Genomic DNA, 18,697 nt, shown 5'->3' on the forward strand with positions numbered 1-18,697 from the left:
GACAGTTTATACTAGTTGCCATAATGTGCTGACTGCGGTCTCTGACCAGGGTGTTTATTGCATCCAAAAATAGAAAGCGCTACCACAATCTACAGTATATATTCTCACTAAATCTCTGATTTATATTAGAATATCAATTGGTTAAAATAAAATGTTAAGTTACCGCCATAGCTTTCACGCCGGCAACCATGCCGACGTTGTTAAACACACGGTTCAAAGTCTAATTATTGAGTCTTTGAAAGAAAAAGAGAAACCCTTCCTTTATCTGGATACCCATGCCGGGGCTGGTCGTTACCAATTGAGTGGCGAGCATGCCGAACGGACAGGTGAATACCTGGAAGGTATCGGTCAGCTGTGGCAACGCGATGACTTACCTGCTGATTTAGCCCCGTATATGAGTGCTATCAACTACTATAACCGTGGTGATAAGTTGCGTTATTACCCTGGCTCACCTTTGATTGCGCGCCATTTACTGCGTGAGTACGACAAAATTCATCTGACGGAACTGCACCCGAGCGATTACCCGCTATTGCGCAATGAGTTTGCCAAAGATGAGCGCGCCAAAGTACAACGAGCAGACGGTTATCAGCAACTTAAGTCGCAATTACCGCCGCCATCGCGCCGGGGTCTTATTCTGATTGACCCACCATATGAAATGAAAACCGATTATCAGGATGTGGTGAAAGGTATTCAGGAAGGTTATAAGCGCTTTGCAACTGGTACATATGCATTATGGTATCCGGTGGTATTACGTCAGCAGGTCAAACGTTTATTGCGTGATCTGGAAGCCACGGGTATCCGTCGTATTTTACAAATTGAATTAGCCGTACGCCCAGACAGCGACCAGCATGGGATGACCGCCTCTGGCATGATTGTTATCAATCCGCCGTGGAAACTGGAAGAGCAAATGAACACCCTGCTACCATGGCTACATAAAGCATTGGTGCCTTCAGGTCACGGTCATACATTAGTGAAGTGGGTAGTCCCTGAATAAATAAGCTGTGCCTATACCCAATAGATTTCGAGTTACAGGTAGGCGGCAACTGAATGAACTCAAGGAGTTGAGATAAATCAATTGGTCACGTGAATCAGAGCAATTGATGCAACCTTTGCGACAAAACTCAAGCAAGGGGTAAACTCTTAGGCAATTTTTAAACGATTCTTGATGGAAACGACCCTGATGACTAAACATTACGATTATCTAGCAATTGGCGGTGGCAGTGGCGGGATTGCGTCGATCAACCGGGCAGCCATGTATGGCAAGAAATGTGCGCTTATCGAAGCTAAGCAGCTCGGTGGTACCTGCGTGAATGTGGGTTGTGTGCCAAAAAAAGTGATGTGGCATGCCGCGCAAATCGCGGAAGCCATTCATTTATATGGCCCGGATTACGGTTTCGACACCACAGTAAATAAGTTCGATTGGAAAAAGTTGATCGCTAATCGTACGGCTTACATTGATCGTATCCATCAGTCTTATGAACGTGGCTTAGGTAATAATAAAGTTGATGTTATCCATGGCTTTGCGCGTTTCGTTGATGCCCATACTGTGGAAGTTAACGGCGAGAAAATCACTGCAGATCACATCCTGATCGCCACCGGTGGCCGCCCAAGTCATCCAAATATTCCGGGTGCTGAATACGGTATCGACTCAGATGGTTTCTTTGAATTAGACGAGATGCCAAAACGGGTTGCCGTGGTGGGTGCCGGTTATATCGCGGTAGAAATCGCGGGTGTACTCAATGGGTTAGGAACAGAAACTCATCTGTTTGTACGCAAACACGCACCACTGCGCACCTTTGATCCATTGATTGTTGAAACCCTGCTGGAAGTCATGAATACCGAAGGGCCGAAACTGCATACCGAATCAATTCCAAAAGCAATTATCAAAAATGCCGACGGCAGCCTGACGCTGCAACTGGAAAACGGCACTGAAGTGACTGTCGACCACCTGATTTGGGCCATTGGCCGTGAACCGGCAACGGATAACTTGAATCTGCCTGCCAGCGGTGTCAAAACCAATGAAAAAGGCTATATCGAGGTTGATAAGTTCCAGAATACTAACGTTAAAGGTATTTATGCTGTTGGCGATAATACCGGTGCGGTTGAACTGACCCCAGTCGCTGTGGCAGCAGGTCGTCGTTTATCTGAGCGCTTGTTCAATAACAAGCCGGATGAACATCTGGATTACAGTAATATCCCGACTGTAGTATTCAGCCATCCACCTATCGGCACCATTGGTCTGACTGAGCCACAAGCGCGTGAGAAGTTTGGCGACGATCAGGTGAAAGTGTACAAATCTTCATTCACTGCCATGTACAGTGCAGTGACTCAGCATCGCCAGCCATGCCGGATGAAGCTAGTCTGTGTGGGCGCGGAAGAGAAGATTGTCGGCATCCATGGCATTGGTTTCGGGATGGATGAAATCCTGCAAGGATTCGCCGTTGCCGTGAAGATGGGCGCAACCAAGAAAGATTTCGACAACACTGTTGCTATCCACCCAACGGCTGCTGAAGAATTTGTGACTATGCGCTAAGGTCTAACAAACCATCGTTAAAGGCTATAAACCACAGGGTTTATAGCCTTTTTTATAGCTAACTAACACACTGATTTAGAAACCGATCTTCACCCCTAGATTTCCGGCGTAACCGTCCATTTTACCGTCAAAAGCACGTTGGTATTTAATATCAGCATAGATATCAACGTTATTGTTCACTTTCGCGGTCACACCGGCCCCATCCTGCCAGTAGGTTTTAGTAAATTCTGGACGGAGGCTAGCAGTATCAATGGTAACCTGCGGATTCTGACCCAATTGATGGATAACATCAGCAGAGAAATATGGTTTGATGGCCTGTAGCTTGGTTGCTTCACTGAATACCCGCATCCCGGCACGAGCTTGCCCAACAGAATATGACGTCCCACTGACCCCAGAAACATCATCGCGGAAATTATTCAGATTCAGATATTGATATTTCAGTTGCCCTTGAGGCTCCACTTTCCAGTTTCCGATAAGGGGATATGCCTGGCCCACTTCGGCAGAGATTGCCACACCATAGCCATTTTGTTTGGCATCATGTTGGCTTTGGTAGCTATTGCGGTATAGCGTTCCCTGCCCAACGATATCAACATAGCCGCCTTGCGGCGTTTTCAATGTGTAGTAGCCGCCCAGACCATAAGCATTGGTCTTAATTGTAGCCACAAAGCATAGGCACTGGCACCGGCGGAGGTCCCGGTAATATTTTTAGCATTGACGAATGAGCTGGCAAAAGTACCGAGCACCATACCAGAGTCCCCTGTGGTATTAATGCTAGCGCCATCGATATTCAACTGCCCTTCGCGCGCGGCGCTAGCTCCAATACTGCCAACACCGGCAGTCGAGATAGTCATATTGGTGGCATCAAACATCGACTCTGAGTAGATACCATGGGAACTATTGCCCGTGGTAACAACTCGGGTGTTATCGACAATGGCACGGCCCCGGTTTTCAATAGCCGTAGCACCATCCCCCTCAGTAATCACTTCAGAATTATAGACTTTCACCGATGAAGTCGTATCCGGCACCCAAATGCCCATGGCAGAGGTACCTTTGGAATGATAGGAGCCGCCATTGAGGGTGACATCAGCATTCATATTAACGTCAACCATGGTTGTATTGCCGCTGTGGGAAATTGCATTAACGTTATTGAATATAATCACCGCTTTATTGGCCGAACTGTTCCCCATTGCGCGTAATACCCCGCCAGAGGCGAGGTCAATATCCGCATCACTGAGCGTCACCGCACCTTTAGCATCAAAAACCTGAGCCATAGTCCCGGTGGCGATGAGGCCATCCAGAGTAATAGAAGAACCCTGCCCCACGCTGACCCCCGCATAACCGTTGGTCATATTAATCGTCGTGTCATCCAAGCTGGCATTTAAGCCACCAGAGCCAATATAAATTCCGGTACCACCGGCAACACCGGTATTATTAATGACGTTATTTGTACCGGTTAATGAACTGCCGAAGTCACTCAGATAAATACCATAGCTCTCGCCACCGCGGGTATTCAGTATGGTATTGTTTTATGTTAATGCTGCACCTATGGTGCCTGATACCGCGTAAGCAGATCCTCCACTGGTGGTTATTTCAGTGCTATTAATATTTGCACGGCTTCCTAAACCCGTAGAATAAACGCCATTTCCCTGCTGGCCCGTGGTGGTAATTGTTCCACCATTTAATACTAACGAACCTTTATTATTATTGATGCCATAAGCAACGACGCCATTCGTTTTAATGGCGGAACCGTCTAGATTTAATGAACCGCCGTTGGTTATATTGACACCATTGGCACCGCGTGCCGTGGTCTCGATACTGAGATCAGCATCACCGATGATGGTACTATCGGTACCTTGCACCACTACTGCCCGCTGATACTCAGCGTCGGTACCATATTCACCGGAAATAGGCACCGTAGTACCGTCAGTGACACTGATGGTTTGTGCTGCCCAACTATGGATAGGGCTGAACAGAGGAATAAGTAGGCTCGCTAACCATGTCTTACGAAAACGAGGAGAGAAAGTTGTTCTGTTTGTTTTCATGTGGATAACCTGGAGTTTTACAAAATGACACAATGGGTAAAATTTTTAACTTGTGAGTTAAAATTTATTTCTTTGTCTTATTTATATTTAGACACCAGGCTTAATTAAAAAAATGACCTAATTTATTATCAATATATGGATTAAGAAAAACATTTAATATGGGATATGGCCTTGTGATTTGTAGGCAGTTTCCTGCCAAATATAAATGCAGGATGTAATCAATCAGTTAAGATAGTATTAATCCTAAATATTATTAAGAATATTATTAAGAATATTATTATCATTCCAAACCACGGGAATTTATCAAGCACAGTTGTGATGGGCGTCGAGTCTGCTATTATCAACAGATTGGTCATCGTTTTGTGTCATATTCTGTAGAATAATCATCTGCATAAGGCATGGATTAACGTAATTAAGGAGAATTATGCCGAACGCACCGCGAGATAACTCAGCACCACTAACCGCTGGAATTGAAACGGGTAAAAAAGCGATTTCTTACATGGCACGGATAAGTCATCGAGTTAAAGCTTTCCCTGCGGTTGCCCATATTATCCGAGCTACGGACCGTTTTAATGATCGACTGGGCAGCCAGTTTGGCGCGGCTATTACTTATTTTTCGTTTTTATCGTTGATTCCTATTTTGATGGTTTCTTTTGCTGCTGTCGGTTTTGTATTGGCATCTAATCCTGACTTATTAGCTGGATTAATTAATAAAATTGTTAATACCATCAGTGACCCAAGCTTGGCTGCCACACTTAAAAATACCGTCAATACAGCCATTCAGCAGCGCACCACTGTCGGGTTGACGGGGTTAGCCATTGCACTTTATTCCGGTATCAGTTGGATGGGGAATCTGCGCGAAGCCATACGTGCTCAGTCGCGCGATGTGTGGGAGCGCAATCCACAAGACCAAGAAAAATTCTATTATCGCTATGCCCGCGACTTTATCTCACTCACCGGGTTAGTTATTGCGTTGATTATTACTCTTTCGCTGACGTCTATCGCTGGCGCTGCGCAGTCTGCAATTGTGAATGCATTAGGGCTGGGCGGTATCGAGTGGTTAAGGCCGGTAATGACACTGATTGCGCTGTCGATATCTATAGCCGCTAACTATCTGTTATTTTTATGGATATTTTGGATACTGCCGCGTCATAAGCCAAAGAAAAAAGCACTGCTGCGCGGCACTCTCATTGCGGCGATCGGTTTTGAAATAATCAAATTTATCATGACCATGATGCTGCCGCGTCTTGCCAGCTCTCCGTCAGGTGCAGCCTTTGGTTCTGTGATTGGCTTAATGGCCTTTTTCTACTTCTTCGCGCGCCTCACCCTATTTTGCGCAGCCTGGATAGCCACAGCCCGCTACGCCGAGGATGGCACCTTGCCCCAAGGGCCTGACAATAAGGCGCCACAATAACCTGAGTATGCCAATTACAATTTAATAATTGGCATATTATTCTTTATAGATAGCAATAACTTTCCACAGAAGCTCACTGTAAATCCAACCAGATCAGGTCAACACCCCATAATGATAAATAAGTATTATGGGGTTTGCTCACCCCATTGCTTCCTTACTACACTAGTGACTCGTCATTGAGAGGGAAGGGAAGCCTATGTCACGTTATATAAAAAAGCCTTGGTTCTTACTGATTCTACTGGCCGTGGTCTTGTTCGCTGTCGGGTATAAAATGCGTTTCAGTAATGCAGATGCTTTATGGAAGATTGTGAATCAACAGTGTGTTCCCCATATGGAAGCTGAACATGATCCGCAGCCTTGTGTTGAGGTCGATACCCAAGCCGGTTTTGTGGTGTATAAAGACATACATGGGCCATTACAGTATTTGTTGATGCCAACCGCCAAAATCAGCGGGATCGAAAGCCCACAATTATTGACTTCCAGCAGCCCCAACTATTTTTTTGATGCCTGGCAAGCTCGCCACTTTATGGCCGATAAATATGGCGCACCAATTAATGATGCTGATATCTCGCTGGCCATAAACTCAAAATATGGTCGCAGTCAGGATCAACTTCATATCCATATCTCTTGTCTGAAACCACAGGTAAAAACCACATTGGCGGCGCAGGAAGCGAATTTCCGTCAGCAGTGGCAACCACTCCCCGGAGGCTTACTGGGACATGATTATTTGGTACGACGAACTACCGCAGGGGAATTACAACAATCTGGGGCATTTCGCCTGTTAGCCGATGAAGTGCCAGAAGCAAAAGATGAAATGGGCCGTTATGGGCTGGCAATGACCGCTTTACCAAATGGGGAATTCTTACTGTTAGCCAGCAAAGTCAATCCACTGAAATTGCATCCTGCCTCGGTGGAAGAGTTGCAGGATCACAGTTGTAAGCTGCTTCCCCAACCACCGGCACATGAATAGATTATTTCTTTTGTTTCATTTTTTGCAGGAAAGGTGTGCACTGGTTTTCTTCAGCTTCACTGGGGGAAATCAGTGCCAGTAATGCCGCAGCCGGTGTTAATGCCACACCCAATACAGCAGCAACAGCACCACGAGCAATCAATGGCCCAGCTTTGACACCAGCATCCGGCTGCTTAAATGTGCCTTTGACGTAGAGCGGAGAACGTAAGGTCAGAATACGCAGCCCCTTACTTTCTGGATCGATGGATAAATCCAACCGCTCAGTGGCGAAATTGAGATTGCCAGTAATATTGATAATGGCGTTCTCAGTATCAATGACAAATAGGCGCGGGGTCGCCAAGCCATTGCGCAACTGAATATCAGCCACCGCACAGTTAATTTTTACTTCATCGTCACCAAATAACTTAGCCACAATATAGTTGCCAACATTCAGGCCAAGTAACTCCATTAAGCTGCGGCTAATGAGCCCCTGATTCAGTAACAGCCGCAGGTTACCATTACTGGTTGCCAGCAAAGCAGCAACCGAGTTACCGGTAGCGGTAAATGACGCATCGCCATTCAATTGCCCCAGACTGTTACGCATCGCCTGAACCTCAGGTAACAGTGCCTTCAATTGTAAACGACGGGCATGTAAATCAACCTTGCCATGCATTGGGTCTTGGTTACCGTTCAGGCGCAGTGTGGCATTGAGATTCCCCCCCGCCATACCGAACCGCAGTGGGTCCAGCAGCAATTCCCCCTTATTCAGCACCACATGGGTAGACAGGTCAGTTAATGGTAATGATTTATCCCGATCGATACGTTTGGCGGCATAAGTAACATCGGCGTCCATCACCCCCCAGCTTTTGGTATCAAACTTCTCGGTTGGCAACACCTTATTTGCGGGCTGTCGGCTTCGTTCACCACGATTGGCTTTTTCCTGATTGGAGTCCGCACCAATCAAAGGTGCCAAATCAGCAAAGCGCAATGTATTCGATGACAGCTTGCCGACTAATTTCGGCCGCGGCTCGCTGGCGGTATAAGTCAGATTGCCATGAATATCGCTATCACCAATTTTACCGTTAAAGTTTTCATAGCGATAAACCGCACCACCGGCTTGTTTAAGACTCGCGATTAAGTGGCCATCAGTGTTGTAAGGAGGAGTGGCCGGCAGTAATACGCCGATCAGTGGATAAAGGTTATCCAGACTGGCGCCGGAGAATTTCAACTCCAGATCCAACCCCGCCAAATTACCGGGATCCGTCAATGTGCCTACGACCGCAACCCGAGTCGTGCCAGAGCGCACATCGGCCTGTAATGGGAATGGCATGGTCGCATTACTCATCGACAACATGCCGCCAATTTTACCACTGCCGGTTAATGGCTGACCCTGATACTTCCCATCAATTTTCCAGCCAAAAACATAATCTGGCGTGTTGCTAACTTTATCAGCCGCCGATTTGTCTTTTTTCTCATTATGCCCCCCAATCACCTCAGCAAAGGGCAACGGCTTGCCTAACGGGTCAATAACCGCATGGAGGTCAGCTTTTAAAATCGCATCGTTCAGGTTTATCTCGCCGCTATCGAAAACGATGTCATGGATGTCCACCGACCAGGATGACGGGGGGGATTCGCTGTCAGTCGAGCTATTTGCCAGATTAAACGTCCAGTTGTTTTTGCCATTCGCCAGGCGCTGCAAGGTGGCATTAGGTTGTGTCAGCCAAATACGTGGTATCAATACTTCCTTACCCAGTAATGCCAACGGCGCGATGCTGGCGTCGACCCGTTTTAGGGTAACCATTTCGCCAGTGGGGAATTCGGTGGATTCTGCTTTGTCTTCTGAGGTTTTAGCCGCTTTATCACTGACAAGATCCGGCGGGTTACCCAGCACCAAATCTTCAGCATGGATATTCGGCCATGGGATCCAGCCACGCCAGCCGGGTTCATCGCCTTTACGTGACCAATCCACGCCTAGATTGCCACGAATAGCAAAGGGTCGCTGCAACTCGGCGGAGACTTTTTCGTTAATCGTTGGCTTTAGACGGTTCCAGTCAAAAGTCATAACAAACACTATCGCTGCTGCCACTAACAGCATAATAATCCCGCCAACGACAGTCAGCACTTTTCCGGTTTTGGTCATAACAGCTCCATGCCAGTACTCATGATGTATAAAGCTAAATCCACACCAAAGAGGTGTCCAGACTAGAGTCAGTTCACTGTATTTAAATTGAAAAATCGGTTAGAAAAGGGCTTAACCGATTATGGGTGCAGATTCAGAAGATAACGTTAACTATAGTCGATGGGCTGTTGCTCAGGAAACATTAACCACAAAACAGCATTGGAAGTGTTTGTAATCGATCAAATGGAGTCGGTCGGGAGAGATAATAACCTTGGGCGGCTGCCGCATCAGAGCGTTGCACCATTGCCCACTCTTGCGAAGTTTCCACCCCTTCAACAATCACCCCTTTACTATAACGGCCCATTAAGGTGATCAAAGTGAAAAACAGTTGGTTCCCGACATCACTTTCTTGCAGCACGATAAATAGGTCTCTGGCAACTTTGATGTATTCATAGCGCCAGCTAATAAATGAAGTGAAATTCGCCAGCCCACTGCCAAAATCATCCAGCCACAATCGGTCAGCTTCAGCAATGCGGGCAAAGGGGGTATCGAGAGAAGTATCAACATGTTCAAGCAATTCAAAACGAATGTATGGCATAGCATCGATCAACAACTTGGCCTGCCGGTCATCCTGCATCGCCATCAATGCCTGACCATCAATATTGATAGAGACTAACACCGAGTGATGGACAAATATCGCGTGCCACTGCTTAACCATATTCAGTTGCTCCAGCACCACATCCAGCCGGGCACGGATACTGATAGCATTAAAGTAATCTTCCGGATTCAAACGAGTATCCGGCGATGAAGGATGAAAAACAGCCGTCAGCAGCTCGATCGCCAGCAGCGCACCTGAGGTACGATAGATAGGTTGAAAAGTGTACCGACGCTGACATTGCCGCCAGAAGCTCTGTCCTTTATTTCGATCAATAGCGGCAAAGGATGGCGCAAGTAAACCTGATACTTTATTGGTCATCATCAGTTTAGTCGCCATGTTTCAGGACACCAGACAGTCGTGACAATTGATATTGCCGACAGCCTGATGACATCCTGTTATAAACGGTTTTCCTTCTGGAGATGTTATCGACTCGCGCGACCAGAACTTTATATAGCGTTATCACAGATTATTGCTTCCAAGCGCGCTGGCGCGGCACATTAAAGCCATCTACAGTAGTTAACTCAATAATGCCATTAGTGTTAATGGAGATGAACATGCCTTATGTAAATATTAAAATTACTCGCGAAGGGGCGACAGCGGAGCAGAAAAAACAGCTGATCGCCGGAGTGACTCAGCTCTTAGTCGATACGCTTGGGAAAAACCCTGCCACTACCGTCGTTGTGATTGATGAAGTAGATACGGATAATTGGGGGATTGGCGGACACTGCGTCACCGACCTGCGAAAATCATCACAATGAGGTTCTGAATCGCGGGAAACTTGCCAGTTTCCCGACCTATATCATAAAAAATTTAAAACGTCGTTTTAATACTATTGACTCTGACTAAGCCAGCAGTGAGACTAACCCTATTTCGTTCCCACCACTGATTCACAATTCAGGAATAGGCCAGCTTTCCATGACCAGCAAAAATATTGCCGTTATCGGCGAATGCATGATTGAACTGTCACAAAAAGGTACCGACCTTAGCCGGGGCTTTGGCGGTGATACGCTGAATACAGCGGTGTATGTTGCCCGTCAGGTGTCGCAGCAGGACCTGAATGTGCATTACGTGACCGCATTGGGTACTGACAGCTTTAGTGAAGAGATGCTAGCAGCCTGGCAGCAGGAGAAAATCCACACTGATCTTATTCAGCGTATGGAGAGTAAATTACCAGGGCTTTATTTCATCGAGACCGACAGCACCGGCGAACGCACTTTCTATTACTGGCGTAACGATGCTGCCGCACGTTTCTGGCTGACCAGCCCAGAGGCCGATGAAATCTGCCAACGTCTGGAAAAATTTGATTATTTGTATCTCAGTGGCATTAGCCTGGCGATTCTCGACAGCGCTTCACGCCAGCGTTTGCTGCAATTGCTGCGTGCCTGTCGTGCTAATGGTGGCAAAGTTATCTTTGATAACAACTACCGCCCACGTCTGTGGCAGAGCAAAGAAGAGACGCAGGAAGCTTACCGTGACATGTTGGCCTGCACTGATATCGCGTTCCTGACATTGGATGATGAAGATATGCTGTGGGGCGAGCAGCCACTGGAGCAGGTCATTTCCCGCACTCAGGCTTTGGGGGTCAGTGAAATTATTGTCAAACGTGGCGCAGACTCTTGCATCGTCTGGGTAAAAGAGGGTTTTGAAGCTCACCAATACGATGTTCCGGCAGTGAAACTACCGAAAGAGAAAGTGGTCGACACAACAGCTGCCGGGGACTCTTTCAGCGCGGGTTATCTGGCTGTTCGTCTGACCGGTGGCAGTGCCCACGACGCAGCAGTGCGTGGTCATTTAACTGCCAGCACCGTTATTCAATATCGTGGTGCCATCATTCCACTGGCGGCAATGCCAGCGGTCTGATTAAACGTTTTCTTATAGTGGCTACTGCGCATTCCTAAAAAGGTAAAGTGCAGTAGCCGCTCAAGAGTCTACTGCGCCGTTGTTGGCGTTGACGGTACAACTTCCGCAGCACTGACAACCGGTGCAACCCCTTCTGGCACCACAGTGTGAGGGGTCATAATCGCGTTATACGCATCTTGCAATGCCTTCACATTCACTTCTGGCTCGCCTTTGGGCTGCGTCAGAATCAGCGTGGTATCTTGCGATAATTGCTGTTTCAACTCTTGATTCAGTTCGCTCAACGTCAGGCCAGATAAGAAGGTCTGCCGTAGCTTCTGATACTGTTCCGGAGCTATATCCACCACACCGCTTTGCTGTGAACGCAGACGTTGGCTCATCAGAATATCGGTATCTGTACGGGCATAGGTGGCAAACAACTTACTCAGTTGGTCATTTTTCTGCACCATTAATCCATCAAACTCAGCCTGACTTAGCCCTTTGGTACGCAAGTTTGCCAATTCACGAGCCACAAAACTCATTCCTGACGTCAGATTTTCAGTCGGTGTATTCAAGTGAATAGCACATTGAGCACGTTGATATTGCACACGGCAATCAAAGCCCAACTTCAGACTCTTCTGATCACTTTTATCCAACACTTGCTGGATATGCCAGAACAGTGCCTCACGGGCCAAATCACTACGCCAGTAACGACTTAGCGCCACTGAATCCTGAATAGGATGCCATGGGGTATCCCACATCAGTGATAACGTATCTTGTGTCGCCTGCTCACTCATCAAGCTCACGGGCTCTGGTGGCAGTGGCGCTAACATCGCAATAGAGGCTGGCGTGGTACGTTTCCCTTTCAGTTCAGCGAAAGTTTTGCTGATTTGAGCAGCAATACTGCGGCTGTCTACATTGCCGACCACATAAAGCGTCATTGCATCTGGGGTGTACCATTGCTGATAAAACTGTTTCAGCTTCTCGACATCGACGGGCCTTGCTACCGGCTGGCCTGGATCATGCCCAATCAAAGAGGAGCCTTTAAGCCGATAGCGCCACCAAGGTTCCTGAATATTTTGCGGGAACGTCGCAATAGGATCGGTCGCGCTATTTAATGCCGCATTCACGGTCTGTTCACTGATGGCCAGCTTGCCACTGGTATCGGATAGCCACGCCAATGCTTCTTTCAGCAAATCAGGGCGGTTATTGGGCAAGCTCAAGCTATATAAGGTGAAATCATAAGATGTAATCGCCGGTGGCAATGGGCGTTCACTATCGACCCCTTGCTGCCACAGCGACTGAAGTTGGGCAGGAGTAAAACTCGCGCTACTCATTAATGCCAAGCGTGGTAACAGATGGGCAAAACCAACTTGTTGTGCGCTTTCAGATAATGAGCCGGCATTAACCACCAGACGTAATTCAATCCGATCGCTAGGGCGCTGCGGCGTCGCCAGCAACTGCCATGAAAACCCGTTTTCTAATTTTCCCTGCTGCCAAGCAGGGTCGGGTTGTAGTGTCTCAGCCTGCACATTACTGCTGGCCGCGACCAACAATAATCCACCCACTATAAGACGAATTCTGGTGCCCTGCATGTGAACCCCTACTTAATAAACTATCCAATCTTAACCCTTATGACTGCGGGTATAAACGATACAATTTTGCGTAAGTCACTCGTGAGGTGGGAGTGTACCATTCTGTTAGACCGCATGCTTTTGCCGATGTCACTCATCAGAGTAAAAAATAGTATCGAAATGGTAATTTACATAAGAAATAATGTCGCGGGGCGTGCTGGCAGAGGGCTACCGGTGACCTAAGCCACCGGTATTGATTTAAGAACCCATCGTTATTTTAGGAGGAATCGTGGTGTCATCCGACAAATAACCTCATTCTTTGTTACGGTTTTCAAGAAGATGAAACACCGGTTTTCATCTCACTATTAGGTGGGTTTTTGTTTGATAACACAGCTTGCAACTGATCGTTATCCAGCTGGTTGCACCATTTAGCGACTACGATGGTTGCAACACCATTCCCCACCAGATTGGTCAGAGCGCGGGCTTCAGACATGAAGCGGTCGATACCTAGAATCAGCGCCAGTCCTGCTAATGGTAAATGGCCCACCGCAGAAATGGTGGCCGCCAGCACGATAAAGCCACTGCCCGTCACCCCAGCTGCACCTTTCGAAGAAAGCAACAGCACCACCAGCAAGGTGACTTGGTGAATAAGATCCATCTGGGTATTGGTCGCCTGCGCGATAAATACGGCTGCCATGGTCAGGTAAATGGAGGTCCCATCCAGGTTAAATGAGTAGCCGGTCGGAATAACCAGACCTACCACTGATTTCTTACACCCCGCTTTCTCCATCTTGTCTAGCATGCGCGGTAGCACAGACTCCGACGAGGAAGTACCTAACACGATAAGCAACTCTTCTTTTATATAGCGGATAAACTTGAAGATGTTGAAACCATTGAATCTCGCGATAGAGCCAAGCACCACCACCACAAACAGGATACACGTGGCATAGAAGCAGATAATCAACTGCCCCAGTTGCACTAAGCTGCCCACGCCGTATTTACCGATAGTAAAGGCCATAGCACCAAAGGCCCCAATCGGTGCCAGGCGCATGATCATATTAATGATGCCGAAGATAACTCGTGAGAAACTCTCGATAACATTAAAAATAAGCTGCCCTTTCTCACCCAGACGATGCAAGGCAAAACCAAACAGCACAGCAAACAGCAGCACTTGTAGAATATTACCGCTAGCAAAGGCACCCACTACGCTGCCAGGAATGATGTCCAACAGGAAGGGGATAATTCCTTGTTGCGAGGCTTGTTCGGCATAAAGTGCAACCGCTTTGGCATCCAGTGTTGCTGGATCGATATTCATGCCCGCACCGGGTTGCACTACGTTAACAATCACCAAGCCAATCAGTAATGCAATGGTGCTGACAATCTCAAAATAGAGCAGCGCTATCGCACCGGTCCGGCCAACCGCTTTCATACTCTCCATACCCGCGATACCAGTTACGACAGTACAGAAAATCACGGGTGCGATAATCATTTTAATTAGTTTAACAAATCCATCACCCAAAGGTTTCATTTGAGCGCCGAGATCTGGATAAAAATGGCCCAATAAAACGCCCAATGTAATCGCCGTTAACACCTGAAAATAAAGACTTTTAAAAATTGAAACTTTCATAACTATGTCCTTTTGGAGAAATGCACGGCAGCCTGTCGCTTTGCTCTCAGTGATAATTGAATGACACTTCTTTTTTATCCGTGCTTGCGCGGAAAATAACACCCTCATAACAATATGGAAATTATTAGTTGCACTGGATTGCACCCTAAATGCGAAATTAAGAACTGAAACGCTTCAAGCGAACGCAACGACGGAAATGCAGTGAGATCAACCAGACAATTAACCAAAAATGGTTAATGGCAAGACAGGAAAGAAAAGGCGTAATAAGCCGGTAAGAGAACGACAGAGTAGATGGATTTTTGAGTGGGATATCTTGCCAGTTATTGCCCCCTTTTTGGCTGGAAAGAAGGGGGCCGTTATGTGATGTCAGCCAGCGTTATTTGATAGGCCGGCTAGGCACTGCGGCGGCACTATTAATGGCGATCTCGTTAATTGCACTCCACTTATTCACATCGGTACCGAAGGTATCCAATTTGATGTATTTGGCTGTAATGGGTGCAAAGGTCAGCTTTTCACCATTCTTATCAGCAGTAGAGGTCTCCAATCCTTCCGCCAGTGGATGCCAGCTTTTGCCATCACTGGAATAAGCGATGGAGAACTTCAACTTACGTTCTGTTGGTTTAAAAGGGACGATGAGAATATTTTCAATAGATTGCTCTTTATCCAGCTCCAGTTGGACCCAACTCTCTCCTGATGCTGCCCAACGTGTTTTAACATCACCATCGGCGATATTGGCTGGCACATGGCCTTTTTCACTGTCATAACCGGATGCCGTCACAGCAACAATCTGTGCGGCATAACCCGATGCACAGAACAGCGAACCGAGCAGAAATGTGGCTAAAACCTGTTTTTTCATCAACCTATCCTTTTTATCACGACAATGAGAACCCGTGGGTAAAAGCGCCGGGCATGCAACCCTGGGAAGTCACAGCTCGGCACCTTTTACCAACAGCGGCCCCAGCACGGGCCGCTGTCGGGACTATTTACGGCCGTTCGGTTGCAGCTTCTCACCCACATTGAGCAAGAACAGTTCATTATCACGGGTTGAGATCCGCGCTGAACCATCGTCCATTCGGTAAGCCCCTTCGGTAAAACCAGCACCATTAAGGAAAGGTGCAACTGCCTGTGGTTTATTACGTAGTGAGGCCTCTAGTGCCAATAAAGCGTAAGGTTCTATAGCATCGACATCAGCATATTGACGATCTGGAGAGGCCATGAAGAAGCCATCGATATAGCGAGTTTTAATGATGTTATCGCCGATTTTCTCTGCCAATAACCGATAATCGGCGACCTGACTGGCGCTGTAGAGATCAAGCAAGGCGAACAGTGCGTATGGGTCGCTGTTAGTAGTGTCCAACTTGACCTTCACATCTTTGCCTGGTGCCGTCCCGATATCACCCAGCCCTTGGTCATTAGCAATTCCACGAGCCACTTTCCACAGTAATGGGTCATTGTCGATAGCATAAGCGCGCGCATAGGAAATCAGGAATTCGTTGCCTGCTTTGTATGGTTTTAATACCGCACCTTTCTTGCCGTAATAACCATCACGCGGGAGGGTGTAATTCGATAGATCCTGCCCATCAGCGATCATTGGGCGGAAAGTATTGTCCTGATCGTTATAAGCGTATTTGGCAAAAGCTTTCAGGCCATCCACCGTCCATTTCTGTAAATCCTGCCCCTGCGGCCCCAAGTCCTTACCCAACTGCAACTGCATCAAAGCATTTTCAGAATAAAGGGTGCTGGTGCGCCCTTTGAGCATCATATTGCCTTCCAGTGCTGCCGGACCAAACTCGGGTCCAAACTGGCGCTGAGCACGATCACCAAACTTAGAATGGGTGTCGGCGTCGTCGGTTGGTTCTTCACGTTTCAGAGCTTGGGTAAACTGATACACCCCCAAGCCGGTTTTGGCATCACGTGGCAATACATACTGATCGGCCAAACGCTTAGCCCATACTAGTGCGCCCTGGTCTTGCTGGTGTTGGTAGAGTAAGGACGCCGAATAAATCAGGTCATTACCCGCATTAAGAAAACTTAGGCCTTTAGTGGCAAAGAAAGGCGGTTGCTGCTCAAACTGACTTTTCCACAACTCCCCCATTGGCTTGCCATACTCGCCGTGACGGCTGGTTTCAAGAATGCGCCAGTCATAAACATGGGCATTCCAAAAGCCGCGAATAAACCGAGCTGTGGCATCACTATCAACACTGAACATCAGGTCATAGTAGGGATAAGCATTTTTCAGCTCATGCACCTTCTCTTTTTCACTCGGCCCTTCGGGTTGCAGGGTTTTTAAATCAACAAAGCGGTGGCCCCCCCAATACAGTAAGCCACTTGGATCTTGATAGTTCTGGAAATGATAGCGAACAATATCTTCTGCCCGTTTCTGATAACGCTCATCACCACTCAGTTGGCTTAGGCCACTCATCACACGCATCAGATTTTGTTGAGCTGAGAAGTTTGATAACACTGCCCGGCGGCCATCAGGGAATATCCATTCCAATTGCTGCCCGGTTCGGGGGTCAACACCATCCGCCAATAGCGGGCTGGGCTTATCACCGTGGTAAGTATCTGATGCCTTATTTAGCACATTATCGACATACTGCTTTACCACAGTGAGGCGGTCAGTTTCCGCTGCCTGTCCGGTGGGTATATACAGCGTTGTCAACGCTGCCATACTCAAAAATAACGCTCTTTTTTTCATTACGTTGTTACCTGTCAAAAATCGTTATAGCGAGGTGTGACCCCTGAGGTCAGGTTTTTATTATTTCAAATCGATTAGAAGCTGTACTTAACCCCTACACGATAACGAGTTTGACGTTCGTCAGTGGTTTTACTGCCGGAAACATTACCGATAGCCATATAGGGAGACCAATTCTTATCCCACTTATAGGTTAATTTAAAATCATGGGTCCAATCGTAATTCTCATTATCCGATAGGACGACACCGGCTTTATTGGCTTGTTTGTAATCCAACTCATAATCTAACTGGAAATCTTTGTTGATTTTATAACTGAGGACACTCGTCAGGTTATAACCATTTTCAGATGTGTCTTTCTTGGTATTAATATTGGCGCTGGTGCGTTTATAATAAGGACGATAACGTAATGAAATAGAGAGATCGTCAATGATATTTGCCTTACCACGCAGATAAGGACGATAACTGTTAGCTGTAGAGCTTGAATCTAATGAGAAGCCCGGTTCAATAGAGAATGTCTGGTCAATTTTATATACATAGCTGGCAACCACTTCAGTGCCATTACTCACACCTTCATGGAAGGGCTTATCCTTATCACTAGCGCTTTTCCACTTACCTTCAAGAGATAAACCAAAACCATTAGCAAAACGATGGGACATTAATAAACGGTCTTTATGGTTGTTACCACTTTGGTCTTGTGTTTCATGACGATAGTCAATAGTTACAGCCATTGCATTGACGCTGATAAGTGATGCCACTGCCAGAGATAATAATTTAAATTTCATTACAGTCACCTTATTTTAATAAAGGGCATTAATTATTATGATAAATAAAAAAACAACAATGAAACGTCATTCTATTTATTTTGATATTAAGTTCCGAGATCCATAACCAATAGTTCGAAATTAATAAAACAAATATCCATTTATGTGACAAGGTTCAAAGTAAATAGTTTTAACTAATGTCTTTCCTCTGTAATATTTCTGTTATATCGCAGGCGTGGCAAGGGATTGACGTTATTTCAGGCGGGAATTCCTGTAACGAAAATAGCCTTGACGAATCGGGAGGAGTACGGTATGTCGGTATTAACAGGCGGTATAAATGTCAGTCTAATATTTTCTTTTAGTTATTATTATCAATTTTAATTACTCTGATATAACAGAGAACAACCCCTCTATTTACGATGATGAAGAAACCATAAATATACAGTTCAGAATAGGTAAATGGGGGTATTTTTTATTTTAAGGAACCTA

Annotated in this window: 13 protein-coding genes and 2 pseudogenes; 6 read left to right on the forward strand and 9 right to left on the reverse strand. The window is 46.7% G+C overall.

The genetic code is table 11. From position 1 onward, the window contains the following. The first annotated feature begins 151 nt into the window (after positions 1 to 151). Positions 152 to 994 carry a 23S rRNA (adenine(2030)-N(6))-methyltransferase RlmJ gene (locus DJ58_RS09815; protein ID WP_032910537.1) on the forward strand — a complete coding sequence of 281 codons (843 nt, stop codon included), beginning with the start codon at positions 152 to 154 and terminating at the stop codon, positions 992 to 994. Positions 995 to 1,180: 186 nt separating this feature from the next. Beyond that, positions 1,181 to 2,533: a glutathione-disulfide reductase gene (gene gorA / locus DJ58_RS09810; RefSeq protein ID WP_032910602.1), complete on the forward strand. Its 1,353-nt coding sequence runs from the start codon at positions 1,181 to 1,183 to the stop codon at positions 2,531 to 2,533. Positions 2,534 to 2,608: 75 nt separating this feature from the next. On the opposite strand, the pseudogene DJ58_RS24195 reads toward gorA, so the two are convergent. Together DJ58_RS24195 and DJ58_RS22725 are read right to left on the reverse strand one after the other, a co-directional pair. Further along, positions 2,609 to 3,187 (reverse strand): annotated as a pseudogene (locus DJ58_RS24195) (autotransporter outer membrane beta-barrel domain-containing protein); the annotation flags it as partial. Next, positions 3,187 to 4,575: pseudogene (locus tag DJ58_RS22725) on the reverse strand (autotransporter outer membrane beta-barrel domain-containing protein); the annotation flags it as partial. The pseudogenes DJ58_RS24195 and DJ58_RS22725, both read right to left, overlap by 1 nt. Before the next feature lie 424 nt (positions 4,576 to 4,999). On the opposite strand from DJ58_RS22725, the gene yhjD reads away from it, so the two are divergent. Together yhjD and DJ58_RS09800 are read left to right on the forward strand one after the other, a co-directional pair. After that, positions 5,000 to 5,989 carry an inner membrane protein YhjD gene (gene yhjD / locus DJ58_RS09805; protein WP_004707172.1) on the forward strand — a complete coding sequence of 330 codons (990 nt, stop codon included), beginning with the start codon at positions 5,000 to 5,002 and terminating at the stop codon, positions 5,987 to 5,989. Between the two features lie 196 nt (positions 5,990 to 6,185). Then, positions 6,186 to 6,959 carry a CDP-diacylglycerol diphosphatase gene (locus DJ58_RS09800; protein WP_004707173.1) on the forward strand — a complete coding sequence of 258 codons (774 nt, stop codon included), beginning with the start codon at positions 6,186 to 6,188 and terminating at the stop codon, positions 6,957 to 6,959. A gap of 1 nt (position 6,960) precedes the next feature. Here the strand turns inward: DJ58_RS09800 and DJ58_RS09795 are convergent, their stop codons facing one another. Next, the gene (locus tag DJ58_RS09795; protein WP_004707174.1) at positions 6,961 to 9,078 is read right to left on the reverse strand and encodes an AsmA family protein; all 2,118 of its coding nucleotides are present in this window, start codon (positions 9,076 to 9,078) and stop codon (positions 6,961 to 6,963) included. Positions 9,079 to 9,259: 181 nt separating this feature from the next. Beyond that, the gene (gene pdeH, locus DJ58_RS09790) at positions 9,260 to 10,051 is read right to left on the reverse strand and encodes a cyclic-guanylate-specific phosphodiesterase (RefSeq protein WP_004707175.1); all 792 of its coding nucleotides are present in this window, start codon (positions 10,049 to 10,051) and stop codon (positions 9,260 to 9,262) included. Between the two features lie 218 nt (positions 10,052 to 10,269). Between pdeH and DJ58_RS09785 the strand changes: the two genes are divergently transcribed. Together DJ58_RS09785 and kdgK are read left to right on the forward strand one after the other, a co-directional pair. Next, positions 10,270 to 10,473 (forward strand): 2-hydroxymuconate tautomerase family protein, encoded by a 204-nt coding sequence (locus DJ58_RS09785; RefSeq protein ID WP_032910538.1) that lies wholly within the window; start codon positions 10,270 to 10,272, stop codon positions 10,471 to 10,473. A gap of 157 nt (positions 10,474 to 10,630) precedes the next feature. Beyond that, positions 10,631 to 11,575, forward strand: a complete 945-nt coding sequence (gene kdgK, locus DJ58_RS09780; RefSeq protein ID WP_004707177.1) for a 2-dehydro-3-deoxygluconokinase — start codon at positions 10,631 to 10,633, stop codon at positions 11,573 to 11,575. A gap of 68 nt (positions 11,576 to 11,643) precedes the next feature. Here kdgK and DJ58_RS09775 read toward each other — a convergent pair whose 3' ends face one another. From DJ58_RS09775 to DJ58_RS09755, 5 genes are all read right to left on the reverse strand, one after another. After that, positions 11,644 to 13,146, reverse strand: a complete 1,503-nt coding sequence (locus DJ58_RS09775; RefSeq protein WP_032910539.1) for a M16 family metallopeptidase — start codon at positions 13,144 to 13,146, stop codon at positions 11,644 to 11,646. 310 nt (positions 13,147 to 13,456) lie between these two features. After that, positions 13,457 to 14,752, reverse strand: coding sequence for a dicarboxylate/amino acid:cation symporter (locus DJ58_RS09770; protein ID WP_004707179.1), 1,296 nt, complete (start codon positions 14,750 to 14,752; stop codon positions 13,457 to 13,459). Between the two features lie 376 nt (positions 14,753 to 15,128). Further along, positions 15,129 to 15,608: a discoidin domain-containing protein gene (locus DJ58_RS09765; protein ID WP_004707180.1), complete on the reverse strand. Its 480-nt coding sequence runs from the start codon at positions 15,606 to 15,608 to the stop codon at positions 15,129 to 15,131. 123 nt (positions 15,609 to 15,731) lie between these two features. Further along, entirely contained in the window at positions 15,732 to 17,450 is a 1,719-nt protein-coding gene (locus DJ58_RS09760; RefSeq protein WP_032910540.1) for a pectate lyase, read from the reverse strand. Between the two features lie 74 nt (positions 17,451 to 17,524). Then, complete coding sequence (locus DJ58_RS09755) at positions 17,525 to 18,229, reverse strand: oligogalacturonate-specific porin KdgM family protein (RefSeq protein ID WP_004707182.1); 705 nt, start codon at positions 18,227 to 18,229, stop codon at positions 17,525 to 17,527. Positions 18,230 to 18,697 lie beyond the last annotated feature (468 nt).

Source organism: Yersinia frederiksenii ATCC 33641 (assembly GCF_000754805.1).
Lineage (GTDB): Bacteria > Pseudomonadota > Gammaproteobacteria > Enterobacterales > Enterobacteriaceae > Yersinia > Yersinia frederiksenii.